25 protein-coding genes are annotated in these 19,186 nt (G+C 63.1%); 14 read left to right on the top strand and 11 right to left on the bottom strand.

The window, feature by feature from the left end; all coding sequences use genetic code 11:
- Positions 1-49: 49 nt before the first annotated feature.
- Positions 50-1,027 (bottom strand): NAD(P)H-quinone oxidoreductase, encoded by a 978-nt coding sequence (locus tag E3N85_RS05290; protein ID WP_134460300.1) that lies wholly within the window; start codon positions 1,025-1,027, stop codon positions 50-52.
- Positions 1,028-1,363: 336 nt separating this feature from the next.
- On the opposite strand from E3N85_RS05290, the gene E3N85_RS16915 reads away from it, so the two are divergent.
- Together E3N85_RS16915 and E3N85_RS05280 are read left to right on the top strand one after the other, a co-directional pair.
- A complete protein-coding gene (locus E3N85_RS16915; protein ID WP_255453859.1) occupies positions 1,364-1,486 on the top strand; it encodes a hypothetical protein in 123 nt (40 codons plus the stop codon).
- A 41-nt stretch (positions 1,487-1,527) separates the two neighbouring features.
- Positions 1,528-2,670 carry an MFS transporter gene (locus E3N85_RS05280; protein ID WP_166783866.1) on the top strand — a complete coding sequence of 381 codons (1,143 nt, stop codon included), beginning with the start codon at positions 1,528-1,530 and terminating at the stop codon, positions 2,668-2,670.
- 119 nt (positions 2,671-2,789) lie between these two features.
- Here E3N85_RS05280 and E3N85_RS05275 read toward each other — a convergent pair whose 3' ends face one another.
- The 4 genes from E3N85_RS05275 to E3N85_RS05260 form a co-directional block, all read right to left on the bottom strand.
- A complete protein-coding gene (locus tag E3N85_RS05275) occupies positions 2,790-3,284 on the bottom strand; it encodes a DNA alkylation repair protein (RefSeq protein WP_134460294.1) in 495 nt (164 codons plus the stop codon).
- Positions 3,281-3,796 (bottom strand): hypothetical protein, encoded by a 516-nt coding sequence (locus E3N85_RS05270; RefSeq protein ID WP_241978313.1) that lies wholly within the window; start codon positions 3,794-3,796, stop codon positions 3,281-3,283. Before E3N85_RS05270 ends, E3N85_RS05275 begins: the two co-directional genes overlap by 4 nt.
- A gap of 241 nt (positions 3,797-4,037) precedes the next feature.
- Complete coding sequence (locus E3N85_RS05265; protein WP_134460291.1) at positions 4,038-4,661, bottom strand: LysE family translocator; 624 nt, start codon at positions 4,659-4,661, stop codon at positions 4,038-4,040.
- 101 nt (positions 4,662-4,762) lie between these two features.
- Positions 4,763-5,560, bottom strand: coding sequence for a hypothetical protein (locus E3N85_RS05260; RefSeq protein ID WP_134460288.1), 798 nt, complete (start codon positions 5,558-5,560; stop codon positions 4,763-4,765).
- A gap of 155 nt (positions 5,561-5,715) precedes the next feature.
- On the opposite strand from E3N85_RS05260, the gene E3N85_RS17020 reads away from it, so the two are divergent.
- The 3 genes from E3N85_RS17020 to E3N85_RS05245 all read left to right on the top strand — a co-directional run bounded on the left by E3N85_RS17020 (position 5,716) and on the right by E3N85_RS05245 (position 7,467).
- Entirely contained in the window at positions 5,716-6,579 is an 864-nt protein-coding gene (locus E3N85_RS17020; protein WP_304990926.1) for an enolase C-terminal domain-like protein, read from the top strand.
- A gap of 241 nt (positions 6,580-6,820) precedes the next feature.
- The gene (locus tag E3N85_RS05250) at positions 6,821-7,075 is read left to right on the top strand and encodes an AbrB/MazE/SpoVT family DNA-binding domain-containing protein (protein WP_104198208.1); all 255 of its coding nucleotides are present in this window, start codon (positions 6,821-6,823) and stop codon (positions 7,073-7,075) included.
- Positions 7,076-7,083: 8 nt separating this feature from the next.
- Positions 7,084-7,467 (top strand): PIN domain-containing protein, encoded by a 384-nt coding sequence (locus tag E3N85_RS05245; protein ID WP_166783865.1) that lies wholly within the window; start codon positions 7,084-7,086, stop codon positions 7,465-7,467.
- Positions 7,468-7,556: 89 nt separating this feature from the next.
- Here the strand turns inward: E3N85_RS05245 and E3N85_RS05240 are convergent, their stop codons facing one another.
- Complete coding sequence (locus E3N85_RS05240; RefSeq protein ID WP_134460283.1) at positions 7,557-8,063, bottom strand: hypothetical protein; 507 nt, start codon at positions 8,061-8,063, stop codon at positions 7,557-7,559.
- Positions 8,064-8,249: 186 nt separating this feature from the next.
- Here E3N85_RS05240 and E3N85_RS05235 point away from each other — a divergent pair, with 186 nt between their 5' ends.
- On the top strand, positions 8,250-8,795 hold the full coding sequence (locus tag E3N85_RS05235) for a nuclease-related domain-containing protein (RefSeq protein ID WP_134460280.1): 546 nt from the start codon (positions 8,250-8,252) through the stop codon (positions 8,793-8,795).
- On the opposite strand, the gene E3N85_RS05230 is transcribed toward E3N85_RS05235, so the two are convergent.
- Together E3N85_RS05230 and E3N85_RS05225 are read right to left on the bottom strand one after the other, a co-directional pair.
- Positions 8,780-8,962: a hypothetical protein gene (locus E3N85_RS05230; RefSeq protein WP_134460277.1), complete on the bottom strand. Its 183-nt coding sequence runs from the start codon at positions 8,960-8,962 to the stop codon at positions 8,780-8,782. The two genes, E3N85_RS05235 and E3N85_RS05230, sit on opposite strands and share 16 nt — an antisense overlap.
- A 160-nt stretch (positions 8,963-9,122) precedes the next feature.
- Positions 9,123-10,028, bottom strand: coding sequence for a YDG/SRA domain-containing protein (locus E3N85_RS05225; protein ID WP_134460274.1), 906 nt, complete (start codon positions 10,026-10,028; stop codon positions 9,123-9,125).
- 302 nt (positions 10,029-10,330) lie between these two features.
- Here E3N85_RS05225 and E3N85_RS05220 point away from each other — a divergent pair, with 302 nt between their 5' ends.
- The 5 genes from E3N85_RS05220 (at position 10,331) to E3N85_RS05200 (ending at position 14,939) form a co-directional block, all read left to right on the top strand.
- Positions 10,331-13,117: a UvrD-helicase domain-containing protein gene (locus E3N85_RS05220; protein WP_166783863.1), complete on the top strand. Its 2,787-nt coding sequence runs from the start codon at positions 10,331-10,333 to the stop codon at positions 13,115-13,117.
- Positions 13,118-13,215: 98 nt separating this feature from the next.
- Complete coding sequence (locus E3N85_RS05215; protein ID WP_134460268.1) at positions 13,216-13,572, top strand: hypothetical protein; 357 nt, start codon at positions 13,216-13,218, stop codon at positions 13,570-13,572.
- Between the two features lie 142 nt (positions 13,573-13,714).
- On the top strand, positions 13,715-14,008 hold the full coding sequence (locus E3N85_RS05210; RefSeq protein ID WP_134460265.1) for a type II toxin-antitoxin system RelE/ParE family toxin: 294 nt from the start codon (positions 13,715-13,717) through the stop codon (positions 14,006-14,008).
- A gap of 26 nt (positions 14,009-14,034) precedes the next feature.
- The gene (locus E3N85_RS05205; RefSeq protein WP_134460262.1) at positions 14,035-14,310 is read left to right on the top strand and encodes a HigA family addiction module antitoxin; all 276 of its coding nucleotides are present in this window, start codon (positions 14,035-14,037) and stop codon (positions 14,308-14,310) included.
- Positions 14,311-14,528: 218 nt separating this feature from the next.
- Complete coding sequence (locus tag E3N85_RS05200) at positions 14,529-14,939, top strand: DUF2256 and DUF3253 domain-containing protein (RefSeq protein ID WP_134460259.1); 411 nt, start codon at positions 14,529-14,531, stop codon at positions 14,937-14,939.
- A gap of 221 nt (positions 14,940-15,160) precedes the next feature.
- Here the strand turns inward: E3N85_RS05200 and E3N85_RS05195 are convergent, their stop codons facing one another.
- Positions 15,161-15,499 carry a type II toxin-antitoxin system PemK/MazF family toxin gene (locus E3N85_RS05195; RefSeq protein WP_198412055.1) on the bottom strand — a complete coding sequence of 113 codons (339 nt, stop codon included), beginning with the start codon at positions 15,497-15,499 and terminating at the stop codon, positions 15,161-15,163.
- 17 nt (positions 15,500-15,516) lie between these two features.
- On the opposite strand from E3N85_RS05195, the gene E3N85_RS16705 reads away from it, so the two are divergent.
- The gene (locus tag E3N85_RS16705) at positions 15,517-15,972 is read left to right on the top strand and encodes a hypothetical protein (protein ID WP_241978312.1); all 456 of its coding nucleotides are present in this window, start codon (positions 15,517-15,519) and stop codon (positions 15,970-15,972) included.
- A gap of 12 nt (positions 15,973-15,984) precedes the next feature.
- Here E3N85_RS16705 and E3N85_RS05185 read toward each other — a convergent pair whose 3' ends face one another.
- Positions 15,985-16,359, bottom strand: a complete 375-nt coding sequence (locus E3N85_RS05185; protein ID WP_134460256.1) for a YccF domain-containing protein — start codon at positions 16,357-16,359, stop codon at positions 15,985-15,987.
- Between the two features lie 9 nt (positions 16,360-16,368).
- On the bottom strand, positions 16,369-16,695 hold the full coding sequence (locus tag E3N85_RS05180) for a hypothetical protein (RefSeq protein WP_134460253.1): 327 nt from the start codon (positions 16,693-16,695) through the stop codon (positions 16,369-16,371).
- A gap of 170 nt (positions 16,696-16,865) precedes the next feature.
- Between E3N85_RS05180 and E3N85_RS05175 the strand changes: the two genes are divergently transcribed.
- The gene (locus tag E3N85_RS05175; RefSeq protein ID WP_134460250.1) at positions 16,866-17,414 is read left to right on the top strand and encodes a PadR family transcriptional regulator; all 549 of its coding nucleotides are present in this window, start codon (positions 16,866-16,868) and stop codon (positions 17,412-17,414) included.
- A 55-nt stretch (positions 17,415-17,469) separates the two neighbouring features.
- Positions 17,470-19,125 (top strand): AarF/ABC1/UbiB kinase family protein, encoded by a 1,656-nt coding sequence (locus E3N85_RS05170; RefSeq protein ID WP_134460247.1) that lies wholly within the window; start codon positions 17,470-17,472, stop codon positions 19,123-19,125.
- Positions 19,126-19,186 lie beyond the last annotated feature (61 nt).

Here is a 19,186-nt window from a genome sequence, read left to right as displayed (position 1 = left end):
CCGCGCCGGCGCAGACGACGTTTGCTCCTCTGCCCAAAGGCCGCGCAGGTCAGGGCACGAGCACGACCTTACCCACGTGAGCGGACGATTCCAGCCGCCGGTGCGCATCCGCTGCATTCGCAAACGAGAATCGGCCGTCGATGACCGGTCGAAATTCGCCCGACGTGATCCACGGCCACACTGCCGCTTCGAGCGACCGCATGATGGCGACCTTTTCGGCGTGCGACCGTGCGCGCAGGGTGGTGCCCCAGTAGCGGGCGCGCTTTTGCATGAGGCGAAACGGGTCGAACGTGGCCGGTTCGCCGCTCTGGTTGCCGAGCACCATAATGCGCCCGTTCACCGCGACGGCTTCGATATTGCGCGCCGCGTAGGAGCCGCCCATGATGTCGAGGATGACGTCGGCGCCTCGCCCGTCGGTGGCGGCGGTGATCTCAGCGACGAAGTCTTGCTCCCGATAGTTGATCAGAACCTGAGCCCCCAGGCTGTGACAGGCGGCAAGTTTCTCGGTCGACCCGGCGGTCACGGCTACGTGGGCATCCATGAGCCGGGCAAGCTGGATGGCGGTCGTGCCGATTCCGCTACTACCGCCGTGCACGAGCAGGGTCTCGCCGGGCGCGAGTTCGGCGCTCATGAACACGTTCGACCACACGGTGGCCAGGGCCTCCGGCAGGGCTGCGGCATCGATGAGGTCCATCGACAGCGGCACCAGCAGTGCCAGGTCTTCGTGCACCACGGCTTCGGTGGCGTATCCGCCGCCAGCGAGCAGCGCGCAGACCCGGTCGCCGATGCCAAACCGGGTCACGTCGTCGCCCAGCTCGGTCACCACCCCGGAGACTTCGAGCCCCGACCACTGGGGTGCGTCGGCGGGAGAGGGGTAGTGGCCCTGCCGCTGCATGATATCCGCTCGGTTCACGCCCGCCGCAGCCACCTCCACACGGATGTCATGGGCCCCGACGACGAGGTCGGGCACGGTCGTCACGGTGAGGGCCTCTGGCCCGCCGGGAGAGTTCACGATGATTGCGCGCATACCCGCAGCCTACGCGCGAGCAACTGAGGACCTAGGGCATACCGACCGCCCAGTACCCCACTGCGCTCGTGCGCACCCCTAATCGTCAACGTTGGTTCCCCGCACAGCCCCGACCGAGGCGCCATAGAACTGAAGAGTGTAGGGCCGGCGCCTCGGCCGCCCGCTCCCAGGTGGCCTCGTACTGCAGCGTGCGATCCACGAAGTCGCCGGCGTCGCTCATCCGACTATTCTGCCCCGTGCACCGTGCCAGGGCTGCGCGTGGATCATTCATCGGATGCGCCGACCTCGCCGGTCGTGTGGCCTGGACGATGCTGTCCTCCGGCCTACGATGGAAGAATGTGGTTAAATGCGGTGCCCGCCGACGCGGTCGATTCAGCGAATGGCACCCCGCTGCACAGTCAGGTGGGGGCGAGCATCCGTTCTCGCAGCGCCGACACGCGGGCGCTCGTGCGCAATTGATGTTCCGGCGCCAGTCGGGCACTCGCGCGGTGGTTCTCGCAATGGGTGCCACCATCACGGGCGGCCTGCCGGTGTTCTTGCTCGGAGCTTTGTTCGTGCAGATTCAAGGTGATGTCCCCGCACCGCAGTGGGTGCTGGGCGCAGCCGTGGCCAGTTACTGGGCCGCCGCCGCGATGATGTCAGTGCTCGCCGGGCGCGTAGTGTCCTGGTTGGGAATTCGTTCCACAACGTTGTTCGGGGTGGCGGTCGGCGCGCTGAGCCTGATTGGATCGGCTTTTCTGGTGCCGTCCTGGGCCTGGCTGCTGGTGTGGTCCGCGGTCGGCGGGGTGTGCAACGGCATCAGTCATCCGGCTGCGAATCAGCTGATCAACCTGAGGGTGCGGCGAGGAATGCTTGCGACGGCGTTCGGGATCAAGCAGTCGGCGATCCCGTTCGCCGCGTTCCTGGCCGGGCTGGCGGTGCCGGCGCTCGCGCTCACACTGGGGTGGCATTGGGGGTTCGGACTGGCCGGCCTGTTCGCGCTCGCCGTGGGGGGCCTGTTCTGGTGGTCTGTGCCGCGGGGGGAGCTTGCGCGTCCCCGGCTCGGCGGATCCCATATGCCGCTGACCCCGCCGCTGATGAAATACCTGCTGCTGATGGCCAGCGTCACCACGCTCTCGGCGGCTGCCACCGGCGCCGTGACTGCGTATGCGGTGATCACGGGCATTGAGCGCGGGCTGCCGTTGGCCGGGGCCGGCATTCTATTGAGCGTCGCCGGGCTGCTCAGCGTCCTCGTGCGCGTTGTCGTCGGCCGAATCGCCGACCGGGCCAACAGCACGTTCGCGCTCGCCACCGTGGCCGCCATGATGTTTATCGGCGGTGCCGGAGTATTGCTAATGGCGGTGGACACCCAGTGGACGTTCGTGGCGGGCATGCTGCTGGCCCTCGGTATCGGCTGGGGCTGGCCAGGGCTCACGCACTTCGTGGTGTCCCGGTTGGCGGGTCCGGCCACCCCGAGCGCGACCGGCATCGTACAGATCGGTACCTATGTCGGCAGCGGCGCCGGCCCGCTCGCCTTCGGACTGCTCTACGCGGCCCTACCGCAGACGACGTTGTGGATCATCGTCGGCGCGGTGCAGATCGTAGCCGGGTACATCGCGTTCGTGCTCGCCCGAAAGACGCCGCCCGCTGTGCCCGTCAGCTAGGGGCGATTCGCCAGCCTCAGTAAAACCCCTGGCATCATCATGACCCTGCCGTTCCGGGACGTTCTCACCGACCTCGGCAAACCTCAACCCCGATAAGGACTTCCCCTCGATATTGGCAGTCACGCGCGAGCGATTTTTGCGTTGACGCCGTGGGCCGCGCGGCGCAGCCACGGGTCACCGTCGCCGGACCACCGCAACAGGGACGCATCCGCTCGGGCACGATTCGCGCCGGTCAGCGCCTGCATGAGGGGCAGCACCACGGTGAAGGTGAGCGGATCCGCGAGCTCTGGCAGCCCCGCTCCGCGCAGAAACCCCTCAATGCGGGTGAGGTCGGTGTTGTCGAGCCGGGTCACGTTCGATTGCAGCAGCACGATCGCGGCGAGGCGGCGCTCGAACACCGGCACGTTCCACAGCTCGGAGCTCAGCGCGGTCACCTCGTCGTGGCTCATGTTCTTATGCCGGCGGGCCAGGTCGCGGATGGTTCCCCGCACGGCGCCCACCGATGCGCCGTAGAACTCGAGCTCGTTCCCGAACCGGGCTTGCGCCTCAGCCGCCCGCTCCCAGGTTGCTTCGTACTGCAGCGTGCGGTCCACGAAGTCACCGGCGTCGCTCATCCACCTATTCTGCCTCGGGTGGCGGCAGCCGCGCGCGCGGCGCTAATGATCAGCACGATCAAGGCGAGCAGGGCGGCGGCACTGACCAGGTACAGCACGACACCCCACGGGGCGTGATCCCCGCCCGAAATCATGAACGTGTCGGCGATCGACATGCCGGGCCCGAAAGCCACAAAAATGTGCCCGGGAGCCGCGAACACGAGCAGAACGAGATAGGCCGCGACAACCGGCCCGACCGCACTCCTGCGTCGCACGATCGTCACCACGAGAACCACGGCGGCGAGCACCATTCCTATCGCCGCCCAGATGACGACGCCGTCCGCGACAAGCGGTTCATTCGCGAGGGTCATATTCTCGCGAATTTGCCCGAGCGTCGCGCCCGGCACCGCCGCCAGCGGATTCCACACCAGTATCTGCAGGACCCCGGTGATCGCGTAGGCCGCAATGACGATGAAGCCCACGGCCGCCGACCGGACGGCGCGGCGCGGTTGTCGTGTTTCGGTCTTCCTCATCTCGCCAGCGTACCGACCGACCGCGCCTACTCCGAAGTGGATGCCGTCACACCGATCGTTCCCGTCGCCGTTCGACCTGCGTACGCGAGACCACGCGATTCGCGACTGCTCACCCAAACGTGGCGCGCGCTCCGCGAGCTGTCCGAGGAACTGGCGCGCATCAGTTGAGTTGTCGTGCCAGCGTGGCCCACCACAGACACCGAGAGCATCCGCTGAGCCCCGCAGCAGGGACTCTAGCGACTCAGTGCACCAGCGCCAGCAGCAGGGCGACGCTCACGAAGAGTACGCCGAACGTGCGGTTGAGAATGAGTTGCCCGCGGGCGGTGTTCGTGAAGCGCTGGAACGATTTCGCCGCGACCGCGAAGAAGAACCACATCACGACGACGTCGATCAGCACGACGGTGACGGTGAGCACCAGGTATTGGGGGAGCAACGGCTGCTCCGGCCGAATGAATTGCGGCATGAACGCGAGAAAGAAGACGAGTGCCTTGGGGTTGAGCAGGTTCACCCAGAAGCCGCGGCGAAACATCGACCTGGCTGGCTCCCTGGTCAGTGGCATGGTCGGGTCCTGCTTGGAGTCGGGCTTCTGCACAAACAAACGGATGCCCAGAAACACCAGGTAAGCAGCCCCGGCATAGCGAATGACGTTGAACAGCACGGGTGAACCGGCGACGAGCACTCCAACGCCGAGTGCCACCACGATGATGTGCACGATGAGCGCAGCCTGCTGCCCGAGGATTCCCCAGATCGAGCGACGAAATCCACTGGTCAGCGAGTTGTTCATGGTGTTGATCGCGCCGGCGCCTGGGGTGAAGCTGATCAGTACGCCGGCGCCCGCAAGGGCCAGCCAGAGGGAAAGTTGCACACGTTAGCGTAGCGCGGGCGCCATCGTTGCGATGGCACGACAGACTCCGGTCTACGTCCTCGCAAGTCGCCCAGCGAGGACGCCTGTGTCGGTGGTGCTGCCTACTCGCGGCCGAACAGGTTGCCAAGCGCAGAGAGACCGGGGATCTCGAAGTTCGACCCCAGATCGGATACCTGCTCGCCGAGGCCGGTCGCGTACTCGCCCGCGCCGTCGGCGACGCCCTGGGTGACTCCCTCGAGACCACCGGTGACGCCCTCGAGTCCGCCGGCGAGGCCCTCAAAATCGACGCCCAGTCCCGCCGCCTGTTCCAGAAGGGGGCCGGCCACATTGCTGAGCACTGCGCCACCGGCGACGGCGGCGAGTAGCCCGCCAGCACCGAGCCCGAGGGCGGCGACACCCGCTCCGGCAAGCGCGCCGCCGGCTCCTCGGCCGGACGGCCGGGCAAACAATTTCTTCAGCAGGCCGGGCTTCTGAGCTTCACCGCGGGTGGCCGACCGGGCCAGGTCCTCGGGGCTGGTCGATGCCGGGTATTCGTTGGCGGGCAACTCGGTGCGCAGCTGGGCGTCGACCTCGTCGCGTTGCGCCGGCGTGAGGCGCGCGAACGCGTCGCGGTGCACCTGTTCGAGCTGCTGGGGCTCTGCGGTCTGCAGCAGGTAGTCGTAGCGGGCGATGGCCGCGCGGTCTTCCGCGCTCACTGCCGACGACGAGTTCGAACCAGAAATGGGAGCGTTATTTCGTTGCACGTTGTTCGCCGGGGGCCTGCTGTCTCCGGTGACCTTGTCGGCTGCGGTGCGCACCATCTCGCGCCAGTCCGTCTTGCCTGACCCGCCTGAAGACGGCTGCCCTTTTTGCTCGAGTGCCTTCGATGCCATGCGCAGAATGCGCTGGAGGTTGCTCATTGGGGGCCTTTCGGTTTGGACGGGGTCTTCTATTGTGCCTAGCGCGCCTGAGCAAAGCCTCCCAGCCATCCAGCTATCCGGTACTGAGCGCCGCGGTGCAGAGCGGGCAGCCAGAGAGACAGGTGCACGCGGCAGCGCATTGCAGGTGCGCGTCGATGCAGTACTACAGCGGATGCATCGGTTGCGGCAGCAGAACTGGCCGTGGCGTCGCGCTCGACGTACCCTGTCAGCCGACAACCGCACCAACCCGGGTACGTTCACCGTACGTCGCTCCCTATGTTGAACCGTACGTTGCGCCCGCCGTCCATAGCGTCGACACCTACACCGGATGCCGCGCCTACGGCAACAACGGAACCTCCGTCGCTAACAAAGGTCGCCGCTACACGAAGATGCCATACCCGTACATAGGCCAGTGGCTGGAACCGGCAGGTCAAACCGGGCGTCCGCCCTCCGCGTCGGGGCGGCCCATTTTCGAGGGTCCGAGCAGTCACCAGAGCGCCGGCGTGGAATACGCCCGGGCTTTGTCGCAGTACGACCTGTTCTGGTCCGAAGAGCCCGTAGACCCCCTGGATTTTGCGGCGCAGGCTGCCGTTGCTGCCGCATACGATAAGCCCATCGCCACCGGCGAGAACCTATTTTCGATGCAAGACGCCCGTAACTTGATTCGTTACGGGGGCCTGCGGCCCGAGACGGACTGGCTGCAGTTCGACTGCGCGCTCAGCTACGGCCTCGTGGAGTACCTGCGCACTCTCAATATGCTCGAGCAGAACGGATGGTCCCGCTCGCGATGCATCCCACAAGGTGGCCACCAGATGTCACTCAACATCGCTGCCGGCCTCGGCCTCGGTGGAAACGAGAGCTATCCAGACCTGTTCCAGCCGTTCGGCGGTTTTCCCGATGGATCGGAGGTTGTGAACGGCTTCATCACGATGCCAAACCTGCCCGGGATCGGCTTCGAGGGAAAAGCCGACCTTTACGCGGTCATGCGTCAGCTGGGGGAGCCCGCGCTCGCGTTGTAGGGAGCCGGTCGGGCGGAAGTTTGCTCGGCGATCCGCGCGGGGACCCGACAACGACCGGCTGGCTCATTCCGAGATCGCTGATGGTCAGGCACGCGCGCTGGGTGGCACCGGGTGCGCGTCAGCGACGGCGATGCCGTGCTGTCGAAGATGGACGCAGCTGAGACGCGAGTACACTCGCTCTTACCCACACCTGCACGACAGACCATAGCCCTATCGACTTACGCGTCATATACTGTAAGTCATGAAAACCGTCGTCACGCTGAGCAGCAAGGGGCAGCTAACGCTTCCCGCGGCCGTGCGTAAGGCCCTGCGACTTGAGCAGGGTGATCGATTTGAAATTTCGATCGACGAAAAGACCGGCACGATGAATATTGCACCGGTTGCAGGCATCGAAGCGCTCAGCGCGCTAATTTCTAGCTACGCGACCATCATCGAGCCCGTGACAGACGTCGACGCCTATTACCAAGAACATCGGAACGGCGAGCGCGCAAATTGAGCGCATCCTTGGATGCAAATGTCGTTCTCCGATTGCTACTCAACGATGTACCCGAGCAACATGACGCCGCTGTGGTCCTGCTTCAGACGGGCGGCACGTTTTTCGTATCGGACATCGCACTTGTCGAGACAGTCTTCGTGTTGGGCCGCGCCTACGGGTTGAATCGAGAGCAGCAGCGAGAAGCTATTCATGGCCTCGTGAATCTGCCGCAGATCGTCGCCAACGCTTCACTGTTTGATCGCGCGCTGACCCTGTATGTCGCCCATCCCAAATTGTCCTTCGAAGACTGCTATCTCGTCACGGCGGCAGAGATGACGTCCAATCAACCGCTGTATACATTTGACCGCAAACTGGCCAGCCAAACGGATGCTCGCCTGCTGGCGACGGGCTAAAGTGTCCGAAACAGGCTGGCTCAGGACGGCCCCTACCCATCCGAACCGCCCGTTCCCCGCGTCGACGCCGCTGCTGGTCGCCGATAGGCCTACGCGCCCCACCAATCCCCGTCATCATCCCGCTCCTGACCAACCGCTGCAGCCGTGACCGCCGCCTTCAGCTCATCCCAGGCGGTCGCGCCGCCTGACAATGATTTCACGCGCGCGATTCCGAGGCTGTTCTGATTGGTCGAGGCCAAATCGCAGCGTGACACCACGTAGAAATCCCATTGGGCCACATTCAGCTGGTCGTAGACATCGTGCGAGGTCGCGGTCTGCACGCAGAACACGTAGACCATGGCGTTCAGCCGCCGACCGAGAGGATCGCGGCCGCCATCCGGTGCTCGGGGATTCGACCGTATTCCCTGTAACCCGGTGAAGTTCAGCGTGCTGAGCTCCTTTTGATCCCATAGCTGCAGGTAAGCCAATGACTTGACTTCGATGGTGATCTCACCGAACAGCAGATCATAGGAATCCCATTCAATGCGCTGCAGCTCTTGGATGCCGAGTGCAGTGCCCACGAGATACTCGGCCAGGTATCCACGGGCATTGTTCATGCGCAGGTCTCCGAGAGCAAACTGCCAGAAGTCCTCCACCCTGGCCCTGCGCAGCCCAAGAAACCTCATCCTGCCCGCGAGCGCTTTCCGCACCGGTGGAACCAACCACTGAATTGCATCTTTCATCTTCGGAGCCTGGTAGCGACGCCATGCCCGCTAGATTGGCTCTAAACCATCGGGGGATGCATGACACCACAGGGACCGGGTATGCGCGATCAGATCGCCGGCCAATCGGTCATCGAAGAGTTGCTCCGCCAGCAACAAGCTGTGCCGCCACGCTCGCGTTTCGCTCGGTTCTGGGGATACTCCCCGCTGGCCGCCGACAGCGTCGCCTGGTACCTCGGCGCTCAGGGTGAGATCGAGGTCGGCAAGATTCTCGGCCGCCTCCCGCCCGAATGGAGAGTTTTCCACGCTCTTCCGATCGGCAAAGCCGACGCCGATATTGACCATCTCGTGCTCGGCCCGGGCGGAATCTTCACGATCAACACCAAACACCACCGCGGCAAGAAGATCTGCATCGCCGAACGGTCGATAACGGTCAATGGCCAGAAGCAGCCCTACCTCCGCAACTCGAAATTCGAGGCCACTCGCGTGACGAAAATGCTTCGAGAGCGGATGCCGCAGCTCCCGCCAGCGCAGGCTGTGATCGCTCTGGTCCGCCCGGGACAGATCACAATCAAGAAGAAGCCCGACGTGGTAAATGTTCTCGATGCAAATTACTTGCGGCGCTGACTGCTGAAACGGCCGATAGTCCTCGCCGAGACCGATCTGGTCGAGCTCGCGACGATCGTCGATGCGCCGCCGACCTGGCCGACACCCGCCTTGCCGAACACGTCGAACCTGATGGCGCAGTACATCACGCTCGACCGTGAGTATCGGGCCGCGCGCGGACGAAGCACCGGTTGGAAGCTCCTTCGTATCGTGTTGTTGACGGCAATGTTAGTTATAACTGGACCGCCCTTCATCGCTGGGGTGTTTCAGATGTTCATAGCTGCGCTCTAATCATCGGCTGCATTCGCCTGCGGGTAATTGATCAGCGGCATGAGGAGTCGTGGACGACTAGCTGGCAGCAAGTTCATTTGTTAGCGATCGAGCCACAGGAGTCCATAACTGACGGTGATATCGAACGTTTTCCATGTTCACGACATGATTCTTTCGGAAGACGAGATTCGAGATAACGGTCATGTTGTGTGTCTCAACGGCCTCCAAGTTGTCCGAAAGCACGAGCCCACCAAAATCGAATTGCGTGTGGTGATTTGGGCAAAGGCACAGGATGTTTTCTAACGCGTCGCGCCCAACATGTGGGCGGCCCAGGGGGCGTACGTGAGCGCCTTCGGCGTATGTGCTGCCATCGAATGTTGGCACTTGCGTGTCGCAAACTTGGCAATGAAAGTCATATAATTTTTTCACATCACGGGCAAGCGCCGAATCGCGTATGCGCCGTGAAACGATGGTGGTCGAAAATTCGGGATCCGGGACGTTTGCGTCCTGGGGCTCAAGCTGCGGCTGCTCATCGACGCGCTCGAGACGAAAACGAACAACCTCGAAACCGTCCTGACCAGATTCGAGCCACCATTGCGTCACAAGATATAGGCCGGAGTATCGATACCCGACCGGTGGGGCGAACGGTGAGGCCTTGTGTTTGCCGCGTATGACACGCACCGGCAGCGCGTTCACATAGCTTGTGATCAGTCCGGCGTTCCCGGGGGCGTCGATGGACTGATCTTTGATCTGATGATTGCTACTCGGATCTTTTCCACCATGCCCCGTGTAAATGATGTAGTCGCCGTGGTCATCGTCATCAGAATAGCCGCCAGAAACGACCACGGAATCGGCGCCATCCGATTTAGTACCGCTAATTCCCGCCTGCAGGGGCCGGTGAACAAACGCTTCATGCAATTCACGTCGATCAATAAATAGCCGACCGACCGCAATCCCGCCCATTGGCCCAAAGAACTTGCCCATGATTTCCCCCTTCGCCAGGCTAGCAATGTGCCATAGGGCGATGCTGCTGTTTCTGCACCCCCCGTTCGCCCGCGATTGACCCCTTCCGAGGGCCGCGAGCAAACCCTATGTGTCGCTACAGTGCAAAGTGCGCCAAGGGTTCGGGCGATTCCGGCCTGAAGCCTCAGAACCGCTATGAAGACGAGGCGTGGACCGCGAACTATTAGTACGCGGTGCCGATGAGCCGGACCGCAAACAGAGGACAGCAACATGAACCAAAGCAATACGACTTATCCCGGCGTAGTGCATCTGCTGCTGAATTAATGATGACGAAACACGCACTCCCGACCTGGCGACCTTCCGCCTGGGGCAAGGCGCTCGCCAGCTCCGGCGACTGGCAACTCGCCCTCCACGAAGAAATCGTCACGCTCACCATTGGCGGTGTCGCTATTGCGAGCTCGGTTGAGGACTTTCACTCAGTAACTGTCACCCGCGGCCTGTTCTGGAGCCAGATCGAGCTGCAGGTGGGGGAACGGGTGAGCCGGCTCCGCGGCATCCGTTCAAAAGACGCTGCCGCGTTTGAGTACGCTTTCACGGCGTCGCGGCAGTCGCTGCAACTTCGGCAGCTCATCGCCGAGTTCGATGCGGCAGCCCACCAGGCAACGCTGTGGCTAAACGGCTTCACTGTCGCGCTCACCGAACATATGCAGACCACGGGCTGGATCACCACCGAATTCAGCACCGAATGGGCGGACCGCAAGACCGCCGTGGGCTTCAGCCACCTGCTCGACGACAAAGCCTTGCACCCCTATATTGCCGTCCAGCCGGTCGACATCGTCAACACCATTGCCCGCTGGGCGGAAGACGTGCATGACGTCGTTGCACGTGAAAACCAGACCTATCTCGAGTCTGAGACTGAGGAGTGCCGCGAATTCCTCGACAACGTGGAATCCTCTCCGCTGACCCCGGAACAGACCCGCGCGGTGATCTGCTTTGACAACCGCATGCTGGTCGTCGCAGCCGCCGGCTCGGGCAAGACTTCCACCATGGTTGCCAAAGCCGGCTACGCGCTGCACCGCAATCTCATTCCGGCCGACAAGATACTCATGCTCGCCTTCAACTCGGCGGCAGCCAAACAATTGCAGCAGCGCACCCGCGACCGGCTTTCACCTCTGGGCCTCAATGCCGAGCAGGTTGTCGCCCGCACATTTCATGCCTTCGGCCTCGATGTTATCGGCCAGGCCACCGGCAAGAAGCCGTCTCTGGCTCCATGGCTCGAGGGCGGTAAAGATATAGAACAACTCGGTTTAATCGTCGACCGGTTGCGCGCCACCGACGTTATGTTTCGCTCGGAGTGGGACTTCTTTCGCGCTGTGCTGGCCCGTGACTACCCTGATGACGACGGAACGAAAGCCAACGCCAATGAGGGGTTTCAGACGTCCCGCGGTGAAACCGTCAAAAGCGCTGGCGAGCGGATGATCGCTGACTGGCTGTTCTTCAACGGTGTCGATTACATCTACGAGAAGCGCTACGAAATCGAGACCGTTGACTCCGAGCATGTGCAGTACCGACCGGACTTCTACTATCCGGCCATCAACGCATATCACGAGCACTGGGCGATCGATGCGGAGGGGTTGTCGCCCTTTGACGGCTATCTCGAGAGCGTCGCGTGGAAGCGCAAAATACATCACACCAACCGGACCACTCTGCTTGAAACCACGATGTCCGAGCTCTGGAGTGGAAGAGACCTCACTCGTTTAGGAGCCGAGCTGACCCAACGGGGAATCTCGCTGCAGCCCGACGCCGACCGACTTGCCGTCGGCCAGAAGCCGGTCGAGAATGCCCTCCTGTTGGGCACCTTTCGTTCGTTCCTTATCCACGCGAAGAGTAATTGCCTCACCGATGAGCAGCTAAGCGTTCGCCTCGCAGAATTAGCCCATGGTCCGGTGCGCTATCGCGACGCATCGTTTCTGAGACTGTTTGCGGCCATCCGTCGGGAATGGGACGAGAAACTGGCAGCAGATGATTGCATCGACTTCGAGGACATGCTCACGCTCTCGGCGCAACATCTCGAAGACGGAGACTGGGTCAGCCCGTACGACCTCGTGATGGTCGACGAATTTCAGGACGCCAGCTTTGCCCGTGCCCGCCTCGCGCGCGCGCTCGTGGCCACACCCGGGCGCTACCTATTCGCGGTCGGCGACGACTGGCAGAGCATCAACCGCTTCGCCGGTGCCGATGTGTCGGTCATGACGGGCTTTGAAGGCTGGTTCGGCCCGAGCGACATCATGCGACTCGAACGCACCTTTCGTTTTTCGCAATCGATAGCGGATGTCTCCAGCGCCTTCGTCATGCAGAACCCCGTGCAGATCGTCAAAAGCGTCGTCTCTTCGACGGCCGAATATGCGCCGACGGTGGGGATTATGACGGTTGAAGTCGATAATGCCGTGGCAGCAGCCATCCGTCATCGTTTGACCACGCTGCACAGCCACGTCGCGAACGGCGCGATTCCCAGCGTGCCTGGCCGCAAGCTGTCGGTGCTCGTGCTCGGTCGGTATCGGCACCAGAGTAGCTATCTGGACGGCTGCAAGCACCTTCGGGATCTGCTCGACATCTCGTTCATGACCATTCACGCATCGAAAGGCGGCGAGGCCGACTACATCGTTATTCCTGGCTTGGTGTCGGGAAAATGGGGGTTCCCGAGCACCATCCCGAACGACCCTGTGTTGCGCCTCGCCATGCCGGCAGCCGAAGAATTTCCGAAGGCCGAAGAGCGTCGCCTGTTTTATGTGGCGCTGACCCGCGCGCGGCGCAGCGTGCTGCTGGTCACTATCGACAAGCGCGAATCACGCTTCGTCATGGAACTCATTCGCGACCAGGGTGTGCTGCGCACGAACGCCATCGGCGAACTGCTGCCCTCGATCGTTTGCCCGCGGTGCGGCCGCGGATTCATGGTCGAGCGCACTAGCAAGCGCGGCCCGTTTCTCAGCTGCCGCCGCTACCCGCGGTGCAAGACAGCACTTTCCCTCGATGGCAGCCCGTCGGTGCCGGTCGTAAAGCCGGTTGTCGGGTATCGCAAACCGTTCACGCCGTACCGGCGCAACCGCTGACGCCCTGAGTTCGTCACCGCTGCGAGGTACTGCACGGCGAGTATTTCGCCGCACTGGCCCGCATCGCCTGGGCTGACGGCATTCTCACCACGGATGAGATGGCCGACCTCGTCGACGTTGCCAACCTGCTCGACATTGCAGCGGATGCCCTGGACGCTGCGCTCGACCAGCCAGAGCAGGCCAACGTCTCGGTGGCGAGTGCGCACTTTGAACTGCAACTCGGTGACCTCGTCGTACTCACCGGCGACATGAACCGACTGCGCAGCGACTGGGAATCAGAGTTGCTGGCCCGCGGCTTCGCCCCGAAGAGTGCGGTGACCAAGAAGGTCACGCTGCTCGTTGCCGCCGACCCGGACTCCCTCTCGGGCAAGGCGCGCAAGGCCCGCGACTACGGAATCCCGATCGTGGGGGAGGCCGCTCTCGCCCGGCTGACGGGGGCGTTTCCGCTGCGTTGATCGCCGGCATTCTAGGTCGCGGAGTTTTTGCGGATAAGGCGACGGCTTCGAGTTCGACCACGACGTCGTGTCCGTTCCGATCAGAATCGGATTCTATCCGTACGCTATTGCTATACGTATAGTGTGAGGGTACGGTCAGGATGTGATCAAGTCGTTTCGACACAAGGGACTCGCGCGGTTTTACGCGTCGGGCAGCAAGGCGGGAATCCGCCCGGATCACGCTGCAAAGCTACGACGGCAACTCGCCGTTCTCGACAACGCTGTGTCGGTTGACGACATACCGCGCTCCTGGCGGCCGCATGTGCTTCATGGAGAGGGCGAATCGGGTCACGACGTGCACGAGCACCTCGCGATTTGGGTTTCGAGGAATTGGCGCCTGACCTTCTTGTTTGCGGACGCTGACGTCGTACTCCTCGACTATGTCGACTACCACTGAACCAAATCGAAATGAAAGGAACGAAGATGACTGGAATGAACAACCCGCCTCACCCTGGCCTGCTCTTCGAGGACTATCTCGGGGATGTCAGTCTGGCCGAGGCCGCACGGCGCCTCGGAGTGACGCGGGCGACGCTGTCCCGCATTCGCCATGGCCATTCCGCTGTGACCGCGGACATGGCAGTGCGGCTGGGCTTGCTTCTGGGGACGAGCGCGGAACTCTGGCTGGGAATGCAGACTGCCTACGACCTATGGAACGAAAAGCAGAAGCCACGACCGGAGGTTCTCCCGCTCGCAGGTTAGGCGCCACCCTCGCGCTGAGCGGAAAGCAATGTTGGCCGTGGAATTCTGGCGGATTAGGCGACGGCCTTGAGATCACCGCAACGTCGTGTCCGTTTACCGAGACCACGATGCGGCGATCGCTTGCTCCGGTTGCCAGCAAATAGTTGCGCGGAGTGGAGAGGAGCATTTATGCGGAAATCTATGTCAACTATCTCCGGTCTCGCGGCAAGATAGAAGGCATGGCGCACCGTCAACCAAAGCCCTCCGATGCCGACCCCGCAGCTGCCCGGGCGGATAAGACGTGCGCGTCCTGTGGGCGGCGCATCGAGTGGCGCGCGAAGTGGGCCAAGAACTGGGATTCGGTGAAGTACTGCTCGGCAGCGTGCCGGTCACACGGCGTCAACGCAACGGACCTGCGGCTCGAAGCGACCATCGTGACACTGCTCCAGGCGCGGGCGCACGATTCCACGATCTGCCCCTCTGACGCGGCGCGAGCCATCGGCGGCGAGGAATGGCGCGACCTGATGGAGCCGGCCCGCCGCGCCGCACGCCGCATGGTCGCCCGCGGCGAATTACAGATGACACAGGGCGGAGTCGTGGTCGATCCGTCGTCCGCCAAGGGTGCGATTCGGTTGCGAACGCCGCGGTGAATGGTCGCCACTTGCCGGGAGCCTGATCTGGGTGTCAAATCGCGGTGACCACGCAGACAGGAGAGCTCGACATGACAGTGACCTGCGACATGATGGTCTCAGAAGACGGCTACGCGGCCGGCGTGAATCAGAGGTGTGAACATCCGCTCGGTGGAGCGGCAACTAGTCACGCACGTCCCCTACCGGGTTGCGCACTGAACGGGTCGTGTGCGGCTTGGTCATCAGTCCAGTTGCAGGGCGATACGCGGGGCATCATCGATGCCGTCGAGTTCCTGACGGCTGACATGGCCCACGAGCTGGCCGAGGTGTTCAGGCGCGACAGCGGATGTCTGCTCAACGAGCACGAGCGTGCGTTCGCCGCCGATCGCAATTGTCGGGCGAAAGCTGCTGGGGCGCGCGGAACGCGAGGTCGGGGCTACCAAGACGTTCGACAGCAGCAGATCGTCAGACTGCAAGATTTCGACCCGGGGATACCTTTTGTCTACATGTAACTCGGCCCATCCGGTACCGAAATCGCAGGCACGCAGGACGGTGAGATAGCGCAGGTCGGCACGCGCCATTCGTGGGAGCATGACGTATGCACAACTTCGTGAGCGAGATCGTCAACCAGGCTCCCCAACAGAACAGCTGGTGGCTCAACGGCGGCGGCTGGTTCGTGCTGGCCCTCGTCAATGCGGGCCTGGCCGAACAGAAGAACCGTTCGCGCTGGACCTGGTTCGTGCTTTCTCTGTTTCTCGGGCCCATCGCCACGTTCCTCATCGTGGTCTGGGAGCCCGTCACCCAGCCGCCACTTGAGCTGCGGAATCCGTTTGCGCGGGCCGACGACCGCTATCTCACCCTCGCTTTTCTGGCTCTCGTGGTCACGGCTGGCGCAGTGCTCTTCGCCGTGGCCGGGCAGACCTGGTACATGTGGGTCGCCAGCGGCGTTGGTGCCGCGGCGCTCGCGCTCTTTCTCGTTCTGTTTCGACGTGCACGCGCAAAACGGATGGCAGCACGCGCGCACGCGCGCAGCGCCTCCGTGCCGACTGTCTGACCCCTGCAAGCGCTACGGCGTGTCGACGATCTGCTTGCCGAGCGGCATGAGCGCGACCGGGATCAGCTTGAAGTTGGCGATGCCGAACGGGATGCCGATGATGGTGATGCAGAGAGCGATACCCGAGAGCAGGTGCTCGAGGGCGATCCACCAGCCAGCCAGCACCACCCAGACGACGTTGCCGAGCAACGACGCGACGCCCGCGTTTGGTGTCTCAACCACGGTCTTGCCGAACGGCCAGAGCGCGTAGACGCCGATCCGTGCCGCCGCGATTCCCCAGGGAATGGTAACGATGAGTATGCACATGATGAGCGCGGCCACCATGTAGCCGATGAACAGCCAGAAGCCCGAGAGCACGAGCCAGATGACGTTGAGGAGAGTCTTCATGATGGATCTCTACCCGATCAGGGTGAGCATCAGTCGTGATTCCTCGAGCGCTTCGACCTCGTGCTCCAGGCCGGCATCGAGCCGGAGCAGGGCGCCGGGCACCAGGTCGGTGACCTGCCCGCTGGCCGTGACGCGCAGGCGTCCATCCAGGGCCTGCATGAGCAGAATTTTGAGCGCTGAGTGCTTCTTGAGCACGAAACCGGCTTCGAAGGTGAGCACGACCACGCGCACCTCGGGGGAGGCGAGAACCGTGCTGTGACCGAGGCGACCGGGTTCAACCGCGGCGTCAGACCGAATGTCCGCGATGTGCGTGAGGGGCAGCGTTGCGTGTTCCATGATTCAACGCTAGACCGTGAACGCCTTTCTCTTCGTCGACGGTGATTGCTAAAATTGATGCTGTCTGGGAGCCAGCCCTGAGCATCGGTTTGAGTGTGTCGCTCGAAGGCATCGCTGGGTATCGTTGACCTATCGCTGTATATCGTTCGCAATACTTACAGGAGGCAATCATGGGCAATTCATATCCAACAAGCGGGTTCAACGCTGGCAACATGGACGGCATCTGGCAGGCGATGGAGCAGTTTCGTTCGCGGTTCGAAAAGCAGACCGGTACCCGCGCCGGCCGTGGTGAGGTGCGCACGGCGGTGCTCGCGCTGCTCGCTGAGCAGTCGATGCACGGCTACCAGATCATCCACGAAATCGAAGAGCGCAGTGGCGGTAGCTGGAAACCCAGCGCCGGCTCGGTCTACCCGACCCTGCAGCTGTTGGCCGACGAGGGCCTCATTAGCGCCGAGGAGTCCAATGGTCGCAAGATCTACTCCCTGACCGATGAGGGTCGCGCCGCCGTCGCTGACGCTGACATGAGCGCGCCGTGGGAAACTACGGCGTCGACGTCTGGTCACGGGCATGGCCATGCGGCATTGCCGAAAGCGGGGATCGAGCTTGCCCAGGCCGCGGCGCAGGTTGGCCGCACCGGCTCGCCGGAGCAGATCAAGCAGGCCGTCATGGTGCTCGACGACGCACGTCGCAAGCTCTACTCGATCCTCGCCCAGGACTGACGGGGTGCCACTGGCTCGTCGAGGTAGCTACGATTCGAACTCGGGCGCAGGAAACATGCGCGCCCGCTACCGCCGCATTCTGCGTTTCGCCAGCTGGTATCTGGCCATAACGTGGTGGTTCGAGTTGTTCCTGCCCCGCATCGGGCTGGTGAAAATCGCGGAGCGCACACGTTCTAAACGGATGCAACGCTTCGCCAAGGGTTTTCACATGCTCGCGTCCGACCTCGGTGGCCTCATGATCAAGGTCGGGCAGTTCATGTCCTCGCGCCTCGACGTGCTGCCGCCCGAGATCACCAAAGAACTCGAGGGGCTGCAAGACGAGGTCGCCCCCGTGGCCTTTGCCGCTATTCGTGCAGCAGCCGAAGCGGAGCTGGGCATGCCGCTCGAGCGAGCCTTTATGTCGGTCGACGAGACGCCGGTGGCGGCGGCATCGCTCGGTCAGGCGCACCGAGCCCGACTGACCGCGCTTGATACTGCCGACACGGGGCTCGACGGGGTCATCATCAAGGTGCAGCGCCCGGGCATCGACGCGATTATCGACGTCGACCTGGCCGCCCTGCGCAAGGTGGGTGGGTGGCTCAGCCATGTGAAACTCGTCTCCAACCGGGTCGACATGCCCGCGCTCGTCGAGGAATTCGCCCAGACCAGCCTCGAAGAGATCGACTATCTGCACGAAGGTGCCAGCTCTGAACGCTTCGCGGCAGCCTTTCCCGACGACGACCGGGTGAGCGTACCCGTCGTCGTCTGGGAGCGCACCACCCGCAAGGTGCTCACCCTCGAAGACGTGACGGCGATCAAGATCACCGACGTTGGGGCCCTGCACAAGGCGGGCATCGATCCGGCACAGGTGGCCCCGCTCTTCGCGGAGGTCATGTTCGACCAAATGTTCACCAAGGGCTTCTTTCACGCTGATCCGCATCCCGGAAACATCTTTGTCACCCCGGACGCTGATATCGAACGCGGGTGGAAGCTGACGTTCATCGACTTCGGAATGATGGGCGAGGTTCATACCAGCACGCGCACCGGACTGCGTAAGATGCTGATCGCAGCCGCCTCGCGTGATGGCCGCGGCCTCGTCAGCGCCATGAACGACGTCGGTGTGCTCCTGCCTTCGGCGGAGACGACGGAGCTCGAACGGGCGATGACGACCTTGTTCGCCCGCTTCGGCGGCATGGGGTTTGCAGAACTGCGAGAGGTCGACCCGCGGGAGTTCCGCGACTTCGCGGTGCAGTTCGGCGATGTTGTGCGCTCGCTGCCCTTTCAATTGCCCGAAAACTTTCTGCTCATCATTCGGGCGATGTCTCTCACCTCCGGGGTGGCCAGTTCGCTCAATCCCGCGTTCAACCTCTGGGACTCTGTCGAGCCCTACGCGGCGCAGTTGCTGCGTGACGAGAGCGGCAACCTGGTGCAGGACTTCGCGAAACGAGCGATGGATACCGCCGGCCTCGCTTTTCGCCTGCCGAAGCGGCTCGATGAGTTCATTAGCCGAGTCGAAGACGGCTCGGTGGGCGTCGCCAACCCTGGACTGGAGAAACGGGTCGTCCGCCTTGAACGCACCACCCGGCAAGCGGTCTCGGCGCTCGTCTTCGGCGCACTGCTCATCGCCGGCGTTCTTCTGCGAGCGGATGACGCGGTGCTCGGCACAGTACTCATGGTCGCGTCGGTCGCCCCGCTCCTGCACGCGCTGTTCGCGGGCCGTCGCGGATTCTGAGCGCGTGGGTACTTGCCCGACGCAGCGATGAGAAAGCCCGACTACCCGGCGCGGTGGCATC

Source organism: Cryobacterium sp. Hz9 (assembly GCF_004402825.1).
GTDB classification, from domain to species: Bacteria; Actinomycetota; Actinomycetes; order Actinomycetales; family Microbacteriaceae; genus Cryobacterium; species Cryobacterium gelidum.
This window is presented reverse-complemented; position numbering and strand designations above follow the sequence as displayed.

Coding starts and splice junctions, on each gene's coding strand:
- E3N85_RS05205 (WP_134460262.1), top strand. CDS start 14,035: ATGACTGGAATGAACAACCCGCCTCACCCTGGCCTGCTCTTCGAGGAC.
- E3N85_RS05225 (WP_134460274.1), bottom strand. CDS start 10,028: ATGGGCAAGTTCTTTGGGCCAATGGGCGGGATTGCGGTCGGTCGGCTA.
- E3N85_RS05260 (WP_134460288.1), bottom strand. CDS start 5,560: ATGAGCAACCTCCAGCGCATTCTGCGCATGGCATCGAAGGCACTCGAG.
- E3N85_RS05290 (WP_134460300.1), bottom strand. CDS start 1,027: ATGCGCGCAATCATCGTGAACTCTCCCGGCGGGCCAGAGGCCCTCACC.
- E3N85_RS05185 (WP_134460256.1), bottom strand. CDS start 16,359: ATGAAGACTCTCCTCAACGTCATCTGGCTCGTGCTCTCGGGCTTCTGG.
- E3N85_RS05175 (WP_134460250.1), top strand. CDS start 16,866: ATGGGCAATTCATATCCAACAAGCGGGTTCAACGCTGGCAACATGGAC.
- E3N85_RS05280 (WP_166783866.1), top strand. CDS start 1,528: ATGGGTGCCACCATCACGGGCGGCCTGCCGGTGTTCTTGCTCGGAGCT.
- E3N85_RS05200 (WP_134460259.1), top strand. CDS start 14,529: ATGGCGCACCGTCAACCAAAGCCCTCCGATGCCGACCCCGCAGCTGCC.
- E3N85_RS16705 (WP_241978312.1), top strand. CDS start 15,517: ATGCACAACTTCGTGAGCGAGATCGTCAACCAGGCTCCCCAACAGAAC.
- E3N85_RS05215 (WP_134460268.1), top strand. CDS start 13,216: ATGGCCGACCTCGTCGACGTTGCCAACCTGCTCGACATTGCAGCGGAT.
- E3N85_RS05240 (WP_134460283.1), bottom strand. CDS start 8,063: ATGAACAATGCCCGTGGATACCTGGCCGAGTATCTCGTGGGCACTGCA.
- E3N85_RS05180 (WP_134460253.1), bottom strand. CDS start 16,695: ATGGAACACGCAACGCTGCCCCTCACGCACATCGCGGACATTCGGTCT.
- E3N85_RS05250 (WP_104198208.1), top strand. CDS start 6,821: ATGAAAACCGTCGTCACGCTGAGCAGCAAGGGGCAGCTAACGCTTCCC.
- E3N85_RS05170 (WP_134460247.1), top strand. CDS start 17,470: ATGCGCGCCCGCTACCGCCGCATTCTGCGTTTCGCCAGCTGGTATCTG.
- E3N85_RS05275 (WP_134460294.1), bottom strand. CDS start 3,284: ATGAGCGACGCCGGTGACTTCGTGGACCGCACGCTGCAGTACGAAGCA.
- E3N85_RS05270 (WP_241978313.1), bottom strand. CDS start 3,796: ATGAGGAAGACCGAAACACGACAACCGCGCCGCGCCGTCCGGTCGGCG.
- E3N85_RS05220 (WP_166783863.1), top strand. CDS start 10,331: ATGATGACGAAACACGCACTCCCGACCTGGCGACCTTCCGCCTGGGGC.
- E3N85_RS16915 (WP_255453859.1), top strand. CDS start 1,364: ATGTGGTTAAATGCGGTGCCCGCCGACGCGGTCGATTCAGCGAATGGC.
- E3N85_RS05195 (WP_198412055.1), bottom strand. CDS start 15,499: ATGGCGCGTGCCGACCTGCGCTATCTCACCGTCCTGCGTGCCTGCGAT.
- E3N85_RS17020 (WP_304990926.1), top strand. CDS start 5,716: ATGCAGTACTACAGCGGATGCATCGGTTGCGGCAGCAGAACTGGCCGT.
- E3N85_RS05235 (WP_134460280.1), top strand. CDS start 8,250: ATGACACCACAGGGACCGGGTATGCGCGATCAGATCGCCGGCCAATCG.